Here is an 18,606-nt window from a genome sequence, read left to right on the forward strand (position 1 = left end):
CACGGTGGCGTCGTGTGACCTCGGGTGCAGGAACGAGCCGACCCGGCCTGTCGTCGGGCCGGGAGCGGGCCGGCCTGGCGGATGTCGTTCCCGGGGTTTGCTGTCTCGGCAAGTAGATTTGTCGTTCTGGGCGTTTCGTGCGCACTCTCTCCCGTAACAGGAGGTGTTTCGTATGAGCAGCGTGAACAGCGTGAACGACATGAAGCAGCGGTACGACGTGGTGGTCGTCGGAGGCGGGGCGGCCGGGCTGGGCGGGGCTCTCGCCCTGTCGCGGGCGCGGCGTTCGGTGCTGGTGATCGACGCGGGCGACCCGCGCAACGCGCCCGCCTCCCACGTGCACAACTACCTGGGCCGTGAGGGCACCCCACCCTCGGAGCTGACGGCGATCGGCCGTGCCGAGGTCGCCGGGTACGGGGGCGAGATCGTGCGGGGCGGCGTCGTGTCGGCGGAGCGGCTGCCGGGCGACGAGGGGTTCCGGGTCGTGACGGAGGACGGTTCCGCCGTTGTCGCCCGGCGGCTGCTCGTGACCACGGGGATCGTCGACGAGCTGCCCCCGGTGCCGGGTCTGGCCGAGCGGTGGGGGCGTGACGTGCTGCACTGCCCCTACTGCCACGGCTCGGAGGTCGCGGACCGCCCGGTCGGCGTGCTCTCGGCCGGCCCGCTCTCGGTGCACCAGGCGCTGACATGGCGGCAGTGGAGCGATGACGTCACCCTCTTCCGGCACACCGGGCCCGAGTTCGGCGACGAGGAGTACGAGCAGCTGGCGGCCCGGGGCATCGCCGTCGTGGACGGCGAGGTGACCGGCCTGGAGATCACGGACGACCGGCTCACCGGACTCCGTCTGGCCGGTGGCCGGGTGGCCGCGCGCGAGGTCGTGGTGGTCCAGCCCCGCTTCACGGCCCGGTCCGCCGTCCTGGAGAGTCTGGGGCTGGTCCCGGTCGCGCAGGAGGCGGCCGGGCATGTGATCGGGTCGTACATCGCGGCCGACCCGTCCGGGGCGACGGAGGTGCCCGGTGTCTGGGCGGCCGGCAATGTGACCAACCTGATGGAGCAGGTGATCGGCGCGGCCAACGCGGGACTGCGGGCGGCCGTGGCGATCAACGCCGACCTGATCGCCGACGACACCCGGCGCGCGGTCGAGGCGCGCCGGGCGGGGGTGGGAGTGGTTATCGGCTGATGCCGGTGGTGTGCGTGGTGCTGGTGGTTCCATCGGCTCCGGTGGTGCCATCGGCTCCGGTGGTGCCAGTGGTGCCGGTGGTGTCGGTGGTGTCGGTGGTGTGTGTGGTGCTGGTGGTTCCGTCGGCTCCGGTGGTGCCGGTGGTCCCGCCGGCACCGGTGGCCGTCGCGGGGCCCGTGATGCCGGTCACCGGGCCCCGGAGGAACACGGGTGACGTACCGGCCGCCAGGGTGAAGCCGCCGTTCGTCGGCTGCCTCACCGAACTCCGGCCCCAGGAGTCGACCAGTGTCACCGGGCCGGTCGCCGAGACGACCACGTCGCGGGGGCTGGTCGCCCAGACCACCCGGGTGGTCGTGCCGCCGTCGGTGAACCGGGCCGAGCGGGCCGGTGCGGCCAGGCCGTCGTCCCCCGCGTACGACGCGCCGCCGATCATCCGCGCGGTCACGGCCTGCGCGACCAGGGCGGGCTTGGGAGCGTTGGCGGTGACGGAGACCGGGTTCGCGGCGGTGGCGGTGACCGGCTGCCGGAGCATGCCGAAGTTCTGCTCCTTCTCGGCGGGGTCGCTGCCGTCGTTGACCAGGTCGTACCAGTAGATCCGGGTCACGCCGTTGGCGAGGCCGACCGCGTAGAGCCGGATCAGGTTGTCGGCCTGCTGGAGTTCACTGGTGCCGTGAGCGGTGTCGGTGGGCCAGCCCATCTCGCTGAGGATGATCGGCTTGTCCTCGCCGTGGTTCGCGTCACGGATCCGCTGCCGCAGCCCGGCGATCGTGTCGCCCGAGCCCGCCAGCCACTCCGGGCCGCCCGGATAGTGGTACGGGTGCACGCTGTAGGCGTCCATCTGTGTCAGGCCGCCACGGCCGATCAGATCCGGCGCGAAGCACGTGCGGCCGTCGGGAGGTGTGCAGTTGGCGATGCCGATGGTGGCCGGGCCGACCACCGTGGCCTGCGGGTTCACGGCCTTCACCGCCTTGTTGACGCCGGTGAGCACGTCCAGGTAGCACGCGGCGGTGCGTCCGCACGCGCTCTTGTTGAACGTGTCGCCGTTGTACTCGTTGAGTACCTCGACGTTGTTCTCGCCGTAGTGCTCCAGGACCGCCGCCGCGAACTTCCCGAAGGCGGCGATGCCCTCGGGGGTGCTGGGCGTCACCCCCTTGTCGTACAGCGGGTTGGCACCGTTGGCGATGATCAACGGCGTGATGCCCAGCGCACGGGCGCGCGTCATCCCGGCGGTGAACGCCGCAGGATAGGTGTAACTGCCCTTCGTGATCTCGAACTTGTTCCACCAGGCGTCCTCGCGGATGTGCGAGACACCCGCCTTCCGGGCCTCGTCGAGCACCTGTGTGCCCCAGCCGGTGCGCGCCAGGTGCACGGCCGCGCCGAACGGGGAGGACGGGCCGACCGCGCTGTCCGGCACCTTCTCGATGACGGCGAACGAGGTGCGGAGGTCGGTGGGCTCGGGTGCCGCGCCCGCGTGCAGGGCCAGCTCGAAGTAGCCGGGCGGGAGGTCGGCGACGGACAGCGAGGCCTTGCCGCCGGAGAGCCAGCTGGTTCCGCTGCGTACCCGGGTGCCGCGCTCGTCGGTGAACGACCAGGAGACCGAGGCGGCCGAGGAACCGAACTGCACCGCACCCTGGCCCCGTTGGAAGATCAGGCTCGGGGAGGTGACGGACAGCGTGTGTGCCGCGGCGGGGGCGGACGGCGGGAGCCCCACGATCAGCGAGAGCGCCAGCGTGAGGGTGAGCGCGAACGCGAGGGGCAGGGGCAGGGGGCGGGGGTGCCGGGGTGGGGCGGTACCGCGGGTTCTGGTCATGGGAGTCGCCCTCCAGGTGATCGCGACGGGGTGTGATGACCCGTCGGTGAGTGGGGGAAGGGGATGGCCGGGTGGCCGCCGTTCCTGCTCCGGCGGACACCCGGCCGCTGTGACGGGCAGTCGTCAGCGGGTCACGCCAGCGGACCACGCCAGCGGGTCACACCAGTGAGTCACGTCAGCGGGTCAGCTGCACCTGCTGATAGCGCACGAGCTTCCAGTTGTTGAGCCCGTCGCCCCAGGTCTGCCAGCCGTCCAGACCGAGCGAACGGTACTTGTCCCGCTGCACCCCGTCGTTCTTGTTGACCGTGAGGGTGAGCGAGAACGACGGGTCGGCGGGTGACAGCGGAGCGATCCGCTTCCACGGTACGGAGACCAGGTAGGTCGTCGTCCCGGCCACCGCGTCACGGGCCACCCGGACATCCGCGCCCTCCACGGAGCCCACCGGGTAGTCCTTCGGCAGCGATTCCACGAAGACCCCCGGGCCCTCCTGCGTGGTGTCACCGGCATAGAGCATGTACCAGTCGGCGCCCCAGCGGCCCAGGCCCTCGCCCGGCTTTCCGGGCTGCACCCCGATGCCGATGCTGTCGCCGGCGGGCAGCCAGGCCACCTTCTCCGGGGCCCGGTAGTCCTTCTCCCGGACCACGGCGGACACATACAGATTCCGCTCGTCCCAGGTCGCCCACATGTCCCCGTCGGTGACGGAGGGAGCGATTCCCTGGTACGTCCCGACCTCGGACAGGTCCACCTTCGGCACGCCCGCCAGACCGGTCAGCTTCCCGTCCACCAGCCGCGGGGTGGCCCGGCCGATCGGGCTGAAGCCGAAGGAGTCGTTGTCACCGGCCGTCTGTCCGTCCGCGAACTCGGCGGTCACCGCGACCGGTTGAACGGAATACGCGCTCGCGCCCTCGATCCCGGCACGGTAGGTGCGGCTGCCGAGCGGCGGAACGCGGTGCCGGTCGGCAGCGTTCTTGCCGCCCGCTCCTTCGGCGCCCGCTGCTTCGACGCCCGCGCCGTCGATCCTTCCGGTGCGGTCGCCGAAGGACCAGTCGATGCCGGTCACGGTGACCGGCTTGTCCGGCGAGTGGTTGGTGACGGTCACGGCCAGCCGGTCGGTGCGGCTGCCGTGCTTCACCGACATGTCCGGGGAGACGTCGACACTCACGGACCGCGCTGCCACTTCGGTGCCGGTCGCGACCGCTCCGGCCCGCTTCCCGCCGAGGGTGACGGCTGCCGCCAGCCCGCGGCTGCCGGGCGTCGCTCCGGCCGGGACCTTCAGCACGGCGCTCGCTCGCCGGCCGGGTGCCGCCGAGACGGTGACACGCTCGCCCTCGATCTCGAAGACGGCGGTGCGCCGGGCGGAAGCCGTGCCATGGCCGGCCGCCGCGCGGTTGTCGACGGTGGCGGTCACCGGCACGTCGGAGCCCGCCGCGATCTCGCGGGGGGTGGACAGCGACAGCAGCGACGACTTCTCGACCTTGCTCACCGCGGCCCGCAGGTAGACCGGTTCCCCGGTGGCCGTCAGATGGACCCAGCCGCCCACCGGCTCCAGTACCCGCTCGGCTCCGAGCATGTCCACCACGGTGACCGGCTTCGTGGCCCGTACGCGTACCGGCTTGTCGGTGCGGTCGCTGCTCCACAGCGCCGTGGTGCTCGCGCCCGCGCCGGGCGAGCCGGGCGCCGGGGCGAAGGCGTACGCGTGCAGGTCGCGGTCGCCCGTGCGCAGCCGCCCGGTGAACGCCGACCCGGTGAGTTCGCGGGCGGTGGTGGCGTAGGCGAGATAGGAGGGCTTCGGGTTGAGGCCGGTGGCCTCCGGTCCCGCGGCGCGGAGCAGGCCGAAGTTGTGCTCGCCGTTGCTCGGCCCGTTGCCGTCGTTGACCAGGTCGTACCAGTAGTAGCGGGCGATGCCCGCGGCCTTGGCCTCCAGCAGGGCGCGGGCGGTGGACTGCGCCTGGGTCTGCTCGCTGACCCCGATGCCGTTCCGGTCGGCGGAGGTCCAGCCCTGTTCGGTGATCCAGATCGGGAGTTCCTCGCCGTCGTTGTACTTGCGCATCAGCCGCTTCAGGCCCGCGATGTCCAGGTCGACACCTTCCGGGGTGCCGGGCGCCCGGTAGGGGTGGATGGAGACCGCGTCCATGTGCTTCAGCGCGCCCAGGCTGAACAGTTCCTCGAACCAGTCCAGCGGCACCTTGAACGACGAGGCGCCGACCATGGTGATCTTCGGGTCGGCGGCCTTGACAGCCGGGTAGGCGGCGGCGAGCAGCTTGGCGTAACACTTCGCGCTCTGCGAGCACACTCCGCTGGAGAAGCCGCCGTAGTACTCGTTCCAGACCTCCAGCGACTCGATACGGCCCCCGGCCTGCTCGGCGACCTTTCCGGCGTACTTTCCGAAGCCCTCGTACGCCGCTGGGGTGCTCGGGACACCGCCGTAGTCGCTGTTGCCGAAGCCCAGCAGCATCAGACCGTTCTGGCCGCGGTCGCCGAAGCCGGCGGTGACGCGCTCGGTGGCCTCGGGCCACTGGTACTGGCCCTTGGGGTTCTCGATGGAGCGCCAGTAGGTGGAGTCGACCCGCAGGGCGTCCATGCCGCCCCGCGCGGCGAGCAGGGTGGAGTCGTCCCAGGCGTCGCCGGGGGCGGAGCGGTGGTGGTGGTTGACGCCGAAGAAGGAGTCGGTGGTCAGCTTCGGGTCGGGCCCCGGGTGCTGTACGGCGAAGCCTGCCGTACGGGAGAGGGGGGCGCCGTCCGCGGAGCTGCCCCGCAGCGTCAACGTGTAGTAGCCGAGCGGGAGTTCACCGGCATCCACCGAGCCCTTGCCGGTGGCCGGGTCGACGGCGGCGGTACCGGACTCCACCGTGCGGCCCCGGTAGTCGCGGACGGTCCAGGGGACGCTGCGGTCACGGGCGGCGAGGACCCCGAAGGTCGCCCGCTGCCCCGGATCGAAGAGGTTGCCCGGGGTGGTCACCTCGACCTTGACGTCATCGGTGGCGGACGTGGCGGGAGTGGCGGAGGCGGCCGGCGCGGCGGAGGCGCGGCGATCGGCGTCCGCCGCTCCTGAACCTGTCGCCGCGGCGGAGGCGGGAGCGGGTGCGAGAAGGCCGAGGAGCAGGGGCAGCGCCAGCGCCACCGCTGTCCCCGCCCTCGCGGGACGCCGCCGTCTCTGCCGTCGCGATGGGCGCTGCCGTGATCGAAGTCGCATGGTGTGAACTCCCTGGTCGTCGCGCGGAACCGCCGCGCCGAAGCATGTGCGCAAGCGGTTGCTCATCGCGGCACAGACTGTTCCGGGCCCATGCTGGTGTCAAGAGTTAAACCGGTAAATCCCTTGAGCGAGCAAGCAGTTGCGCAGCTCGGTAGGGTGGGGCCATGTCGGAACGGAACAGGGTCACCCTGAGCGATGTCGCGGCGGTCGCCGGAGTGTCGCTCTCCACGGCGTCGCGGGCGCTGAACGGCGGCGGGCGGATCTCCCAGGCGACCCGGGCGCGCATCGCGGAGGCCGCCCTCCGGCTGGACTTCCGCCCCAACGCGCTGGCCCAGTCGTTCGCGCTGGGACGCAGCCGGACGATCGGCATCCTCGCCCACAACGCGCGAGGTGCGTTCACCGAACCGGTGCTGGTCGGCGCGGTCGCCCATCTGGGGAGCCGGGAACAGGCGTGCCTGCTCTACGACATGGGGCGCGACCCGGACGTGCTGGCCGAGAGCGTCCGCAGACTGCAGGCCCGCCGGGTGGACGGGCTGCTGGTCCTGGGTGACGGTCTGCATGCCCGACTGCGTTCCCTCACCGGCGAGTTCTCCGTCCCGGTGGTGTACGCGCACGGTCTCACCGACCGCCCGGACGACGCCTGTTACGTACCGGACAGCGAGATGGCCGGGCGGCTGGCCGGTGAGCATCTGCTGTCCCTCGGCAGGCGGCACATCGCCCACATCACCGCCGGGGAGCACGACACCGCGGCGACGGGACGGGAGCGGGGTCTGCTGGCCGTACTGGCCGAAGCGGGGCTGTCCGCCGCGGCCGACACGCTCCGGGGCGACTGGAGCCGGGCCTCGGGCGCGGCGGTCTGCCGCCGGCTGCTCGCGTCCGGAGTCCGGTTCGACGCGGTGTTCTGCGGCAATGACCAGATCGCCCTGGGCGTGGAGTCCGTCCTGCTGGAGGCCGGCAGGCGAGTCCCGGACGATGTCGCGCTGGTCGGGGTGGACAACTGGGAGACGGTGATCAGCGGCCAGGGCACCCGCCACCTGACGACCGTCGACACCGGCCTGGCGGGCCTCGGCGCGGCCGCGGGCGCACAGGTGGCGGACGGCCGTGACGACCCCGGCGTACACGCCCACCCGTGCACGCTGGTGGTCGGCGCGACGACGTCCGACGGCCCCGCCCCGCCGTCCCCCGTGTGAGCGCCGCCCGCGGAAACCCCGGACCGGACGGGAACTCCGACGGCACGGAGCCCGACAACTGGAGGAGAACGCCCCGGACCGGACAGGAGACCGTATGAAACCCATGAACCGACGCGAGGTGCTCCGTACCTCCACCGCGCTGGGCGCCACCGGCGTGCTGGCGGGCGTCGCGAGCCCAGCGGCAGCGGCGGCGGGGGAGCGGAGTGCGAGAGGGAAACCGGCCGGTCCCTTCCGGGTCCAGGTCGTCATGTACGAAGGGGTGGAGGAACTCGACTTCGCCGCACCGTACGAGGTCTTCTCCGCCGCCAAGTTCTTCACCTCGCGGCCGGTGACGGTCGACTACGTCAGGGCCTCCGGACCGGCCGGCGTCACCGCCGCCTACGGCACGCGCCTGCGCGACATCGGCCCCTGGGAGCCCGAAGAGGCCGATGTGCTGGTCGTGCCCGGCGGCGGCTACGCCCGGCGGGACAGCCCCGGAGTGTGGGCCGAGATCAACAGGGGCACCCTGCCGCGCGCGCTGGCGGCGGCGGTACGCCCCGGGCTCACGATCGGCGCGCTGTGCACGGGCGTCATGCTCTGCTCGGCCGCGGGCCTGACCCGTGGGCGCCCCTGCACCACCCATCAGCGCGCCCGTGCGGACCTGGAGCAGCAGGGCGGCGTACTGAAGAACGCCCGCGTCGTCGACGACGGCGATCTGGTGACCGCGGGCGGTATCACCTCGGGACTGGAGCTCGCGCTGTGGATCGTCCGCCGTGAGCTCGGCCCGGACGCCGCGACCGGCATCGAGAGCATGCTGGAGTACGAAGCACGGGGCACGGTCTGGTCGTCCCCGCGCTGAAGGCTGTCCCGCCGACCGTACGCACGGGCGGTGGGCCGGTGGTCCGCCGGCGCGCGCTCCGGGGCGGGGCGGTGGCCCGCCGGCCCGCGTACCGGCCCCGCACGCCGAGCGCCCGCCTCCCTCCCCGTGAGGGGAAGGGAAGGCGGGCGCGCTCGTTCCGGGGCGTGGCACCCGGGAGGATCAGGCCTGCGGTGCGGCGGCCTTGATCGCGGAGATGTCGAAGTTCAGCTTGACCTTGTCGCTGACCATCACGCCGCCGGTCTCCAGCGCCGCGTTCCAGGTCAGGCCCCAGTCGGAGCGCAGGATGTCCGCGCTGCCCTCGAAGCCGACGCGCTCGTTGCCGTAGACGTCGGTGGCGGAGCCGTTGAACTCCAGGTCGATGGCGAGGGGACGCGTGACGTCCTTGATGGTGAGGTCGCCGGTGACGCGGTACTTGTCGCCGCCGAGCTGCTCCGCCCGCGTGGAGCGGAACGTCATGAGGGGGAACTTCTGGGCATCGAAGAAGTCGCCGCTGACCAGGTGGCCGTCACGGTCCGCGATGCCGGTGTCGACGCTGGCGATCTTGACGTCGATGGAGGCCGCCGAGTTGGCCGGGTCGGCCCCGTCCAGCTTCAGGGAGCCCTCGTGCTCACCGAAGGAGCCCCGCACATTGGTGACCATGGCGTGACGCACGGTGAAGCCGATGCTGCTGTGGGCCGGGTCGATCGCGTAGTCGCCGGTCAGGGCGGCGAGCGCGGGGTCCACCGCGGGGGTCTCGGCGGCGGTCGGGGTGGCAGTGGACTTGCGGTTGAACAGAGCCATGGCTCCTCCTCGGGGGACGTTTCGAGCGGCGGGGTACCGATGTCGTCGGTGTTGTTTAACCTTCAACGAGATTCACTGTAGAGCAATCTAGTTCAATGTTCAACATTGAGGGGTTCGGGGGCTCCGGGCGCCCTTCGGTGACCGCCGGGCCGCCGTCCGGGCCCCTTGCGGTCGAGGGTCTCCCGGGTCATGCGCCGGGCCGGGTGTCGCGATGTTCACCGCATGGCAACATGCCGACCTCTGGCGGACGCGCGTAGATCTCGGGCACTATCTCCTTGCCCGGTGTGTGCGTTCCGCGCGCCCGGCCACCCCATAAATTGTCATGAGCAGGAGGAATCCCCCCATGGTGCCCCAGGCCACCCGCCCGAGACTCCGCTCCGCCCTCACCGCCCTGGCCCTTGTCCTCGGCGCGCTCTTCGCCCCCGGTATCGGCGTGCTCGGCAGCGGCGCCACCCAGGCGCACGCCGACACCAAGCTCACCCACGCGCAGGCGACCTCCCGGTTCAGCTCGTCCGGGATCACCTGGTCGTCGTCGGGCGGCTGCTCCGACCGGAACGTGCCCACGTGTACGTCCTTCGACCAGCTGAACCTGGCGACCGCCCAGGGCGCCCAGACCCTGAAGGGCGCCACGGGCTGTGCGCTCAACATCACCGGCGGCACCGAGACCGGGCACGCCGGCGGCACGTACTCCCACTGGAACGGCTACAAGCTCGACTTCGCCAAGAGCACCTGCGTCACCAACTACGTCAAGGGTGTCTTCACCTACATAGGCGTGCGGGGTGACGGTGCGCCCCAGTACCAGTCCGGCTCCGGCAACATCTACGCGGACGAGGGCAACCACTGGGACGTGACGTTCTACAACTGCGGCGGCTGCTGACCGAGCCTCCCGCGAACGTACGGGTGCCCCCGTCCCGCCGGACGGGGGCACCCGCGTGTGTGGAGGCGCCGGGGCCTCACCCGTCAGTAGATGGGGTCGACCGAGGGGCCTTCCTGTGCGAGCAGGTCGCGGGCGAACTGCTCCCACTGCGCGTACCGGTCGGGATAGGCGGAACGCTGCACCGCCTGGCACACCTCACCGGGCGCCATGGACTCCCAGCCGGCGATCTGGATCAACCCGGGGTTGTTGCCGAACGGGGCCACCCCGTAGAAGGACTTGGACGAGGTGGCGACATCCGTGATCTGCTCCGGAGTGCCCCAGCCCATGCTGGGCCGCTGCTGGAAGATGCCCAGCGAGTCATGGTCCACGGGGACCGTGTAATTGACGAACTTCGACTCCTGCATCGCCGTCATCAGGGCGATGACCTGACCCTGCTCCGGTATCTGCGCGCCTTTCCCGACGCCGATGACGGTACGGGCGTTGGCGAGTTCCTCCGGCCCGAGATCGGACGGCGCGGCGAAGACCGTGCGCAATTCGCTGTCCGGGGCGGCGTCGAGCAGCCGTGCGGTGGCGGCGTCCACGGAACCGGTGGGGCGGAGTCCGTGGTTCGCCTGGAAGGCGCGCAGGCCATGGGATGTGGGGTCGGGGGTGGGCGCGGCATGGGCGGTGGCCGGAAGGGCGAGCAGAATTCCGGCAGCGGCCAGGCTCGCGAACATGCGGTGGGGGGTTCTGTTCTTTCGCATACAGCACGGTGTCGCGCCCGGTATCGCAAAGTCAAGGCCGTTGCAGGAAAGGCGAGTTGGGCCTTCGGGGGATGCCCCGTCCGGCGGCATCCCTTTCAGCGGTCGGACCAATGGCAGAGAATTCGCGCCGGTCAACACCACCTGTTGCGCGCGGACTTCGCGCCCTACGATCCGAAAGGTGCGGCGGAGCGGCCGAATGGCCGGCCGTGTCGCACAGCCCGCAGCGAGCCCTCCCCACAGGAGCTGTCCATGCAGCAATCCCCCCAACCGCAGGGCCCTCATGCGCAGGGTCCCGATCCGCAGGACCTGGATCCGCGGGGCTCCCGCTCCCTGAGCCGCCGTTCCCTCCTGAGGGCCGGTACGGGCGCCGCCCTCGCCGCGGCGGGCATCGCCGCGGGCACCGCGCAGGCGACCGCCACCGAGCGCGGCGCGAGGCTGATCACCGGCGCCAGGATCCGCAACCTCACCGGCCCCGCGGAGACCGGCCGCTTCGCCGCCCCCTGGACCGACCTGGGCATCCCCGCCCGCTGCCCCGACGGCACCATGCTCCTCGTCGGTGGCGACACCTTCGACGGCGGTGGCGTCGGCGGCCCCGACTGGCGGGCCCCGGTGGGTCTGCGCGCCCGCAACCCCTCCCTCGGCTCGCTCGTCATCGACGACAGCGTCGGAGGCGCCCACGCCGAGAGCCTGGTTCCCGAAGGACACGACGGCGGCACCACCGCCATTCCCTCCGACGTGTTCACCATCGGCGACACGATGTACATGCACCTGATGCGCGGGGTGATCTACCAGACGCACCACTCCGACTTCTGGCGCTCCCGGGACAGCGGGGAGACCTGGGAATACCTCTGCCAATGGCCGGGCGACCAGTACAACGGGCAGTTCCAGCAGAAGACATACGCGGTGGCGGACGACGGGTACTGCTACGTCCTGTCCACCGTCTTCAATCGCGATGTGACATCGGACCTGCTGCTCCACCGGGTTCCGCAGGACGCCCTGGGAAATCCCGCCGCCTACGAACCCTGGGGTTACGCCAATGGCGCCTGGGCCTGGGGGAACCACCCGACCTCGGTCTCCGGACCGCGCCGCTGGGGCGAGATCTGTTTCCGGGCCATGGACGGGAAGTACGCCCTCACCTGGCTCAACATGGACCCGCTCGACATGCGCGCGCAGATCTTCCCGCTGCCGACATCCAACCTGTTCGCCACACCGGAACAGACGATCATCGTGCCCACCGTGCCCGGACTGGAATTCGGCAACGCGGTGGCGAGCCCGTACGGCGGGTTCATCATCCCGGGCTCGACCTTCGGCGACTTCCACATCGCGGTCAGCCAGTGGTACGACGACCAGAACTACCGGGTGATGCAGTACCGCATCAACGGGCTGAGCGTGTAATCAACGGGCTGAGCGTGTAAAGGCTGTCCCGTCATTCCTGGCGGGCGCGCGACGACTGCTACGGCACCTCGCGGCGTTTCCGGGACATCCGCATACATCCCGTATGCGGATGTCCCTGCGCCTTGCGATGCACCGCATCCGGCGCCGCGCGCTGATTGTCCAGGGACGACGGGACAGCCTGAGCGGCAGTACAGGCCACTGCCGAGCCGCCCCACGGCTTTCACCGAGGCGGGCGGGGGAGTCCGCGGACGGCTCCGATCAGCCGACGCGCCCCGCTGAACGCCGGCTGCGAGCGTTCCCCTGCGGCTTTACGAAACCATGCGATCGCCGGTTTACAAAACCACACGATTGGCAGGTCATGGCCGGGCGAACAGGGGGAATGCCTGGACAAAGGAGGTGACCAGGACAGCCGTACAGCCATGGGACCAGACACTTCCTGCTGTCCGTGAATCCGACTTCGCGTTGAGGGCAGCCGACGCAGGAAATGAGGACCCATGAATTCCCCTCGCCGGGTACGTCGGGACGAGGAACTGGGCGCACGGCAGAGCACCGAGGGAACAACGGCGGCGGACGACGCCGAAGAATTCCGGCCGGTGCGGGGCGCCGAGGGCCGATCGGTGCCCGACGGCCGGCTGGACGGTAGCGGCATCACGGAACTGCGGATCCTCCCGCCACTGGCCATCGGTCGCTTCGGGTCGTCCGGCGAGCCGATGGACAACTACCACGCCGTGGTCCGCGAACCGACCGGATATCGCGAGCTGCAGCCCGCGCCGACCTTGCACGTCGACCCTGACAGCGGAGCGATCACGGAGGAGACACAGCCGGCTGAGGTCCGATTCCGGGACAGCACGGGCCGGATCCGTCCGGTGGCGCCCTTCCTGGAATTGTGGGCCCGCTTCGGCACCGGCGACCTGGAACCCCTCACCACCGCACGCCTCGAAGCCGCCGGCCTGACCCCCGCCGACCTCCGCTGGCGGGTTGTGGTGGCCAACCTCAAGGCCGCGCGGCGCACGGGGGACGTCAAGGACGGGATCCACGCCGACACCGGGCCGTTCAACGACCACGCCGAGCATCCGCTCGCCGGGCGCGCCGACAATTTCCAAGCAGGTAAGTCGATTTCGCTCGGCACGGTCCGCTTCATCAGGCCGACGGCCGAATTCCCCGAGATCCGGATGCGTTTCGTGCCCAGCCGGGGCGCGGTGTTCGGGGCACGGCCGGGTGATCCACAGGTCAGCGACGACGTGTACGACCCCGCCGTGGGGCGCTGGGACGACCACTTCGACGGCGACCCGGCCGCGCCACTGGTGACCTTCCCGGCCCAGACCTACGAGGGCACGCTCGACCAACAGGGGCAGCGCTACATCTCCAAGGGCTACGTGGACGACGCCTGTGACGGAATCGTCGGTGTCGAGGTCACCATCGGCGGTCAGGTGCTCAGCGCGTCGGCCCGGATCTGCTCCGGGGTGCCCGACTTCGCGCCGGACAGTTTCCACGTCCGTACGTTGCAGGACGACCTCGTTCAGGCGCTGTTCGGGCCCACCGTGTCCGGTGAGCTGGACCGGGACGAAGTGGAGGACACCCTGCGCCGCGCCCTGGAGACGGTGCGCCTGATGAACACGATGGCCATGAACGCGGACCAGGGGATCGGCGGCGTCGCGACGAACGCCACCAACCAGGCGCGGCACGAGACCGCCGAGTACGAGCGCGCCTTCGAACCCGTCTTCGGCCAGGGCGAGGCTCCCTACCACCAGGTCCTGGCGATTCATGAGCAGCTCATGACGAGCTGGCAGAACGGCGTACTGCCCATCCCGCGTGATCTGATCCGTTCCTACGACGAAGCCGGTGATTTCTCGACCATGGCACGCCAGAAGATGCCGGCGCTCATGCGCGGCAGCGACACCCTGGAGCTGGCGCTCACCCGCCGTCAGATCGAGCTCCTGCGTCGTGCCGCCCTGGAGACGCAGGCCACGACCGAGCCCGAGCGCATGATGCTCCGTCTGGTGGAGTTCTTCCGCGCGATGGCTCCCCTCCATGAGCACATTCCCACGGAGTCGGGTCCGTTGTCGGACCTCTTCGTGCATCCCCTGGACCTGCTGGATCACGTCCGTACGGCGAACGCCCAGGGACCGCTCGCGGGAGCGGAGGCCGGGCAGCGCCTGGTGACCCCGGGCGACGTGGAGGCCTCGGCGTTCGTACGCCTGCTGCGCCGCGAGGACCACCCCATGCACGGACCGTTCAGCCGCACCGTGCCCGGCACCGACAGGACCGGCCTCGAGATCGTCGAGGCCTGGATCGCCGCGATGCAGCCGGACGGGGACGAGTGACGACCGCCATCCGCGCCGCCCCCATCACCGTCATCGCAGAGCCCAGGAGTAGCCGTGGAACCGATCGCGCCCCGGAACCTGACCGCCCAGCTCGCGTACCGGGCGCGTGGCAACCCTCCCGGTACGACCCCGGCGTCCTCCGTCGGCAACTTCTACCCGGGCCTTGAACTGGACCTGCGTAATCTGTGGCGCCGTGTCTTCGCCGGAATCCAACTGCACGAGGCGGTCGCCCTGGTCCTGGCCGTCGACGACGACGCGCCCGAAGAGGTGCGGGGGCTTGTCGGCGAGATCCTTCTCGCCGTGGACGGGCATCCGGTCTGGATCGAGGTCGTCGGCCCACGGTCACCCGGAGGGGCCGACGAGAGTCTGGGCAACTGGTCCTTGGAATGGTCGAACGCCCTTGCCGACGTCGCGCAGAAGGCAGGGCAGGAAGTCCGGTGCACGTTCACCAAGGGCGACGACGATCAGCAGGACGTCTCGCTGAGGGTCCGGAAGATCTTTGAGGAGTCCGGGCCCGAGGGCGGGGAGGATGCCCGCACCGCGGTGCTCAGCCGTCAGCTCGCCGAGCCCGGTGAGCTGACACAGAGCCTCTGTTCCCCGTGGCAGAACGACTTCATCGGCTGCGGTTGCTATTACTGGGCCGCCAGCCGGCCCGACTACGTCAACGTCGAGGCGGACGAGGCCAAGGGCAGCCGAGGCCACAACTGGCTCCAGCGCGATCGGACACCCACCACACCCAAGGTCTACACGCTTCGTCAGTCGGACCTGCTCCAGCACGAGGACATCATCGCCAGTTGGGAGGACAAGCTCAGCTTCGTCCTTGAGGGAAAGGACGACCATGACCGCGACGGTGACTGAGCCCCGGGTCCGCGGCTATCACTTGTTCGACGGAGGGAACGGCCCGCACATCCTTGTCTCCGCGGGTTCGCTCGTCTACGCGATTCCGCCGGAGGCCCGGGAGCTCTTCGAGGACGCGGCCGAGGCGCGGGACGAGGCCGCCGCGAGCGCCCTGCTCGCCCGGTTCGGTCTCGACGTCCCGGTAGCGCTCGACGAGGTCCCCGGCGAGGTCCCCCTGCGCTCCATCTCCCTCGCCATCGCGCAGACCTGCAACTTGGGCTGCACCTACTGCTATGCGGAGCAGGGCGACTTCGGCGGTGCCGCCAAGCTCATGTCCGAGCAGGTCGCCCACGCGACGGTCGACCGCCTGGTGGACGACGCGGCGGCCGGGGAGCGGATCACCATCGCGTTCCTCGGCGGCGAGCCGCTCGCCAATCGCCGTGTACTGCGGTCCGCCACCGAGCACGCCGCCGTGCGCGCCGCGGAGCGCGGAGTCCGCGTCGGATACTCGATCACGACGAACGGAACACTGGTCAGGCCCGATGACGCCGAATTCTTCGCACGGCACGGATTCGCCGTCACCGTCAGCCTCGACGGCGTGGGCGCCGTCCACGACCGGCTGCGCCCCGCAAGGAACGGACGGCCCACCTACGAACGGGTGCTCAGGCGTCTGGAGCCGCTGCTGAACGACCGACGGGGGACCATGAATGTCTCCGCCCGCGTCACCGTGACACCGCGGAACCTGTCTCTTCCGGAGACGCTGGAGGAATTCATCTCCCTGGGGTTCGACAGTGTCGGGTTCTCGCCGATGCTCAGCTCGCCCACCGGCGCCGACGAGATGGCCGGGTCCGACCTGAACATCATGCTCGAACAGATGACCGCCTGCGCCGAGCGCTTCGAGGAGCGGGTCGAGAAGGGCATCGCCTATCCGTTCCTCAACGCCGTCAACGCGCTGCGGGAGATCCACCGGGGTACCCACCGCCCGTACCCGTGCGGTGCCGGAGCGGGATATCTGGGCGCGTCCGCCGACGGTGAGCTGTTTGCCTGCCACCGTTTCGTCGGGGACGACGAGCGCAAGATGGGCGACGTCCTCACCGGGGTGGATCCAGCGCGGCAGCTGAAATGGCTGGACGACCGGCATGTGCATCGGCAGCAGCCGTGCTCCGACTGCTGGGCGCGGTACCTGTGCGGCGGGGGATGCCATCACGAGGTGATCGGGCGTGGCCGCCCGGCCTGTGACTACATCCGGGGCTGGCTCCACCATTGCCTGTGCATGTACGCGCGGCTGACGGAGAAGCGACCGGACTACCTCGACGTGATCGGCCCCGGCCGGTGACGATGTCCGTCCGGGCGGACATCTGCGTGATCGGCGGCGGGCCCGCGGGCTCGACCGCCGCCCGCCAGCTCGCCCTGCTGGGGCATTCCGTCCACCTTGTGGAACGTGCGGTGTTCCCCCGCCGCCGGCTCGGTGACTGTCTGGCGCTGGGGATCTCTCAGGTCCTGGGCGCCCTGGGCCATCCCGCCCCCGCCGGGGTGCGCCCCGCGGAGCTGCTCGCGCGGTGGGCGGGCGCCGAGCACCGCGCACCGACGTTCGTCGCCGACCGCGGCGTCTTCGACGCGTTTCTGCTGGACGCGGCGCGGACGGCCGGAGTACAGGTGTCGCAGCCCGCGCTCGCCCGGCGCCCGCGCCGGCATGACGACGGCTGGCGCATCGAGGTGCGGCAGGCCGACCGACGCTTCGATCTGGACTGCGGGTTCCTCATCGACGCCGGCGGACGGACGGGTCTGCTTCGCCAGAACCGCCGCCGCGCGGGGGCGCGTACCACCGCTCTCTACGGATACTGGCGACCGGGGGTGCGGGACGGTCCCGACGTCCGTGTCGAGGCGGGCTACGACGAGTGGCTCTGCGCCGCGCTGCTGCCGGACGACACGATCAACGCGATGGTCTTCGTCGAGCGCGCCCGGTGTGTCGCGCTGGACAAAGACGCACGGCGGCGGCTCTACCGTTCGATGCTGTCCGCCTCGGACCTGGTCGGTCCCTGGCTGGGCACACAGATCACCGGAACGTTCGCCTGCGATGCCACGAGCTCGATCGCCGAGGGCACCGTCGGCCGTGACTGGATCAAGATCGGTGAGGCGGCGCTGACCCTCGACCCACTGTCCGCGCAAGGCGTTCAGACCGCGATGACCACTGCCATGCAAGGCAGCCTGGCTGCCCACAGCATCCTCCGTCGGCCCGGCACCGCCGCCACGGTCGCCTCCTTCTACCAAGCGCACCTGCAGCGTCTCGCCCGACATCACGACGGGCTGGCCGCTGAGCACTACAAGCGTCAGTGCCGGGTACAGGACCGGCAGTTCTGGATCCCTCGGGCCATCGCACCATCCTGAGTACCCGTCCCCCGACCCGGGACCTCCGTGAGTCCCCGCCGAACCCGGAACGGTGCACTGTCAGCCGGCTCAGTCCTGAGGGCTGAGCGGGTGAGGGCCGCCCCGGGTCACAGGCCGAGCGTGCTGAGGCGGGCCTCGTACCGGATGGTGAGGTCCTCGGGCTCGTCGGCCGGGCTGTCCCACATGCTGTCCAGCTCGGCACGGACGGCGGCGGGCAGTGCTTCGTAGCGTTCGGTCCAGGAGTCGCCGTCCGGCATCCAGTAGCCGACGACCTTGAAGCGGTCGGCGGGAAGCTTCAGGTCCTTGCGCAGGTAGCGGCGTACGGCGCGCAGGGCGTCCGTCCGGCCCGCGACCCATACATAGCCGCCGGTCAGGTCCGTGCCGGGCGGGATCGCGGCGGCGACCAGTTCGGCCAGGCGGCTGGGGCCATGTCCGTTGCCGCCGTAGGTCCAGGTCGCCCGGACGTCGGGCCGGCCGGTGAGGGGCTGCACGCAGGAGGTGTCGGGCACTTCGAGGACGGCCCGGGTCGTGATGTGGTCCGGGGTGTCCTCGGCGATGCGGCCGACGGCGGGCAGACCGCTCAGATCGGAGACCAGGACCTGCCACGCCAGGTCGGCCGGGGGACTGTAGAGGCCGGTGGGGGAGTTGAGACCGATCACGTCTCCGGGCGCGGCGGCGGCGGCCCAGCCCGATGCCGTGCCGTGGCCGTGCAGTACGAAGTCGATGTCGATCTCGCCGGCCTCCGGGCGGACGGCCCGGATGGTGTACGTCCGTACGGGCGCCTCGGGCTGCCCTTCGGGGGTCTGCCAGCCGCCGTTCTCCGTCGGGTCGGGCAGGGAGACGTCCGTGCGGTCGGGGCCGTGGGGGAAGAACAGCCGGACGTACTCGTCGCCGACACCCGTGGACGTGAACGCGGCGAGGCCCCCGCCGTGGAACGTGACGCGGGCCATGGACGGGGTGAGCTGCCGGACGCGGGCCACCACGGCGCGGTGAATGGTCATGGGTGCTGCTCCTTCGTGTGCGGGGTCGGGTC

Annotated in this window: 14 protein-coding genes; 9 read left to right on the top strand and 5 right to left on the bottom strand. The window is 70.8% G+C overall.

What is annotated here, in order from left to right; genetic code table 11:
* The first annotated feature begins 199 nt into the window (after window positions 1–199).
* A complete protein-coding gene (locus OHA98_RS09315; protein WP_266927819.1) occupies window positions 200–1,177 on the top strand; it encodes an NAD(P)/FAD-dependent oxidoreductase in 978 nt (325 codons plus the stop codon).
* On the opposite strand, the gene OHA98_RS09320 is transcribed toward OHA98_RS09315, so the two are convergent.
* Window positions 1,167–2,987 carry a hypothetical protein gene (locus OHA98_RS09320; protein WP_266924173.1) on the bottom strand — a complete coding sequence of 607 codons (1,821 nt, stop codon included), beginning with the start codon at window positions 2,985–2,987 and terminating at the stop codon, window positions 1,167–1,169. The genes OHA98_RS09315 and OHA98_RS09320 overlap by 11 nt on opposite strands.
* A 175-nt stretch (window positions 2,988–3,162) precedes the next feature.
* Window positions 3,163–6,108 (bottom strand): glycosyl hydrolase, encoded by a 2,946-nt coding sequence (locus tag OHA98_RS09325; RefSeq protein WP_266924175.1) that lies wholly within the window; start codon window positions 6,106–6,108, stop codon window positions 3,163–3,165.
* Between the two features lie 236 nt (window positions 6,109–6,344).
* Between OHA98_RS09325 and OHA98_RS09330 the strand changes: the two genes are divergently transcribed.
* Both OHA98_RS09330 and OHA98_RS09335 read left to right on the top strand, forming a co-directional pair.
* Window positions 6,345–7,370 carry a LacI family DNA-binding transcriptional regulator gene (locus OHA98_RS09330; protein WP_266924176.1) on the top strand — a complete coding sequence of 342 codons (1,026 nt, stop codon included), beginning with the start codon at window positions 6,345–6,347 and terminating at the stop codon, window positions 7,368–7,370.
* 103 nt (window positions 7,371–7,473) lie between these two features.
* Window positions 7,474–8,208: a DJ-1/PfpI family protein gene (locus OHA98_RS09335; protein ID WP_266927820.1), complete on the top strand. Its 735-nt coding sequence runs from the start codon at window positions 7,474–7,476 to the stop codon at window positions 8,206–8,208.
* Window positions 8,209–8,388: 180 nt separating this feature from the next.
* On the opposite strand, the gene OHA98_RS09340 is transcribed toward OHA98_RS09335, so the two are convergent.
* Window positions 8,389–9,009 carry a YceI family protein gene (locus OHA98_RS09340; RefSeq protein ID WP_266924178.1) on the bottom strand — a complete coding sequence of 207 codons (621 nt, stop codon included), beginning with the start codon at window positions 9,007–9,009 and terminating at the stop codon, window positions 8,389–8,391.
* Window positions 9,010–9,352: 343 nt separating this feature from the next.
* Here OHA98_RS09340 and OHA98_RS09345 point away from each other — a divergent pair, with 343 nt between their 5' ends.
* A complete protein-coding gene (locus OHA98_RS09345) occupies window positions 9,353–9,886 on the top strand; it encodes a hypothetical protein (RefSeq protein ID WP_266924180.1) in 534 nt (177 codons plus the stop codon).
* Between the two features lie 83 nt (window positions 9,887–9,969).
* On the opposite strand, the gene OHA98_RS09350 is transcribed toward OHA98_RS09345, so the two are convergent.
* Window positions 9,970–10,629 (bottom strand): peptidoglycan-binding protein, encoded by a 660-nt coding sequence (locus tag OHA98_RS09350; protein WP_266924182.1) that lies wholly within the window; start codon window positions 10,627–10,629, stop codon window positions 9,970–9,972.
* 249 nt (window positions 10,630–10,878) lie between these two features.
* On the opposite strand from OHA98_RS09350, the gene OHA98_RS09355 reads away from it, so the two are divergent.
* The 5 genes from OHA98_RS09355 to OHA98_RS09375 all read left to right on the top strand — a co-directional run bounded on the left by OHA98_RS09355 (window position 10,879) and on the right by OHA98_RS09375 (window position 17,573).
* Window positions 10,879–12,024 carry a DUF4185 domain-containing protein gene (locus OHA98_RS09355; protein ID WP_266924184.1) on the top strand — a complete coding sequence of 382 codons (1,146 nt, stop codon included), beginning with the start codon at window positions 10,879–10,881 and terminating at the stop codon, window positions 12,022–12,024.
* A gap of 494 nt (window positions 12,025–12,518) precedes the next feature.
* Window positions 12,519–14,348, top strand: coding sequence for a hypothetical protein (locus tag OHA98_RS09360; protein WP_266924186.1), 1,830 nt, complete (start codon window positions 12,519–12,521; stop codon window positions 14,346–14,348).
* Between the two features lie 54 nt (window positions 14,349–14,402).
* Entirely contained in the window at window positions 14,403–15,206 is an 804-nt protein-coding gene (locus OHA98_RS09365; protein ID WP_266924188.1) for a hypothetical protein, read from the top strand.
* Entirely contained in the window at window positions 15,187–16,521 is a 1,335-nt protein-coding gene (locus tag OHA98_RS09370; RefSeq protein WP_266924190.1) for a radical SAM protein, read from the top strand. The genes OHA98_RS09365 and OHA98_RS09370 overlap by 20 nt, the downstream gene beginning before the upstream one ends.
* A gap of 2 nt (window positions 16,522–16,523) precedes the next feature.
* Window positions 16,524–17,573, top strand: a complete 1,050-nt coding sequence (locus tag OHA98_RS09375) for an NAD(P)/FAD-dependent oxidoreductase (RefSeq protein WP_266927822.1) — start codon at window positions 16,524–16,526, stop codon at window positions 17,571–17,573.
* Between the two features lie 107 nt (window positions 17,574–17,680).
* On the opposite strand, the gene OHA98_RS09380 is transcribed toward OHA98_RS09375, so the two are convergent.
* On the bottom strand, window positions 17,681–18,574 hold the full coding sequence (locus OHA98_RS09380) for a siderophore-interacting protein (RefSeq protein ID WP_266924191.1): 894 nt from the start codon (window positions 18,572–18,574) through the stop codon (window positions 17,681–17,683).
* Between the last annotated feature and the right edge of the window lie 32 nt (window positions 18,575–18,606).

The sequence above is a fragment of the Streptomyces sp. NBC_00654 genome (assembly GCF_026341775.1).
Classification (GTDB): Bacteria; Actinomycetota; Actinomycetes; order Streptomycetales; family Streptomycetaceae; genus Streptomyces.

Bases quoted from the DNA above. Each gene is read 5' to 3' on its own strand.
- OHA98_RS09315 (WP_266927819.1), top strand. From the start codon at position 200: ATGAAGCAGCGGTACGACGTGGTGGTCGTCGGAGGCGGGGCGGCCGGG.
- OHA98_RS09320 (WP_266924173.1), bottom strand. From the start codon at position 2,987: ATGACCAGAACCCGCGGTACCGCCCCACCCCGGCACCCCCGCCCCCTG.
- OHA98_RS09330 (WP_266924176.1), top strand. From the start codon at position 6,345: ATGTCGGAACGGAACAGGGTCACCCTGAGCGATGTCGCGGCGGTCGCC.
- OHA98_RS09335 (WP_266927820.1), top strand. From the start codon at position 7,474: ATGAACCGACGCGAGGTGCTCCGTACCTCCACCGCGCTGGGCGCCACC.
- OHA98_RS09340 (WP_266924178.1), bottom strand. From the start codon at position 9,009: ATGGCTCTGTTCAACCGCAAGTCCACTGCCACCCCGACCGCCGCCGAG.
- OHA98_RS09345 (WP_266924180.1), top strand. From the start codon at position 9,353: ATGGTGCCCCAGGCCACCCGCCCGAGACTCCGCTCCGCCCTCACCGCC.
- OHA98_RS09350 (WP_266924182.1), bottom strand. From the start codon at position 10,629: ATGCGAAAGAACAGAACCCCCCACCGCATGTTCGCGAGCCTGGCCGCT.
- OHA98_RS09355 (WP_266924184.1), top strand. From the start codon at position 10,879: ATGCAGCAATCCCCCCAACCGCAGGGCCCTCATGCGCAGGGTCCCGAT.
- OHA98_RS09360 (WP_266924186.1), top strand. From the start codon at position 12,519: ATGAATTCCCCTCGCCGGGTACGTCGGGACGAGGAACTGGGCGCACGG.
- OHA98_RS09370 (WP_266924190.1), top strand. From the start codon at position 15,187: ATGACCGCGACGGTGACTGAGCCCCGGGTCCGCGGCTATCACTTGTTC.
- OHA98_RS09375 (WP_266927822.1), top strand. From the start codon at position 16,524: ATGTCCGTCCGGGCGGACATCTGCGTGATCGGCGGCGGGCCCGCGGGC.
- OHA98_RS09380 (WP_266924191.1), bottom strand. From the start codon at position 18,574: ATGACCATTCACCGCGCCGTGGTGGCCCGCGTCCGGCAGCTCACCCCG.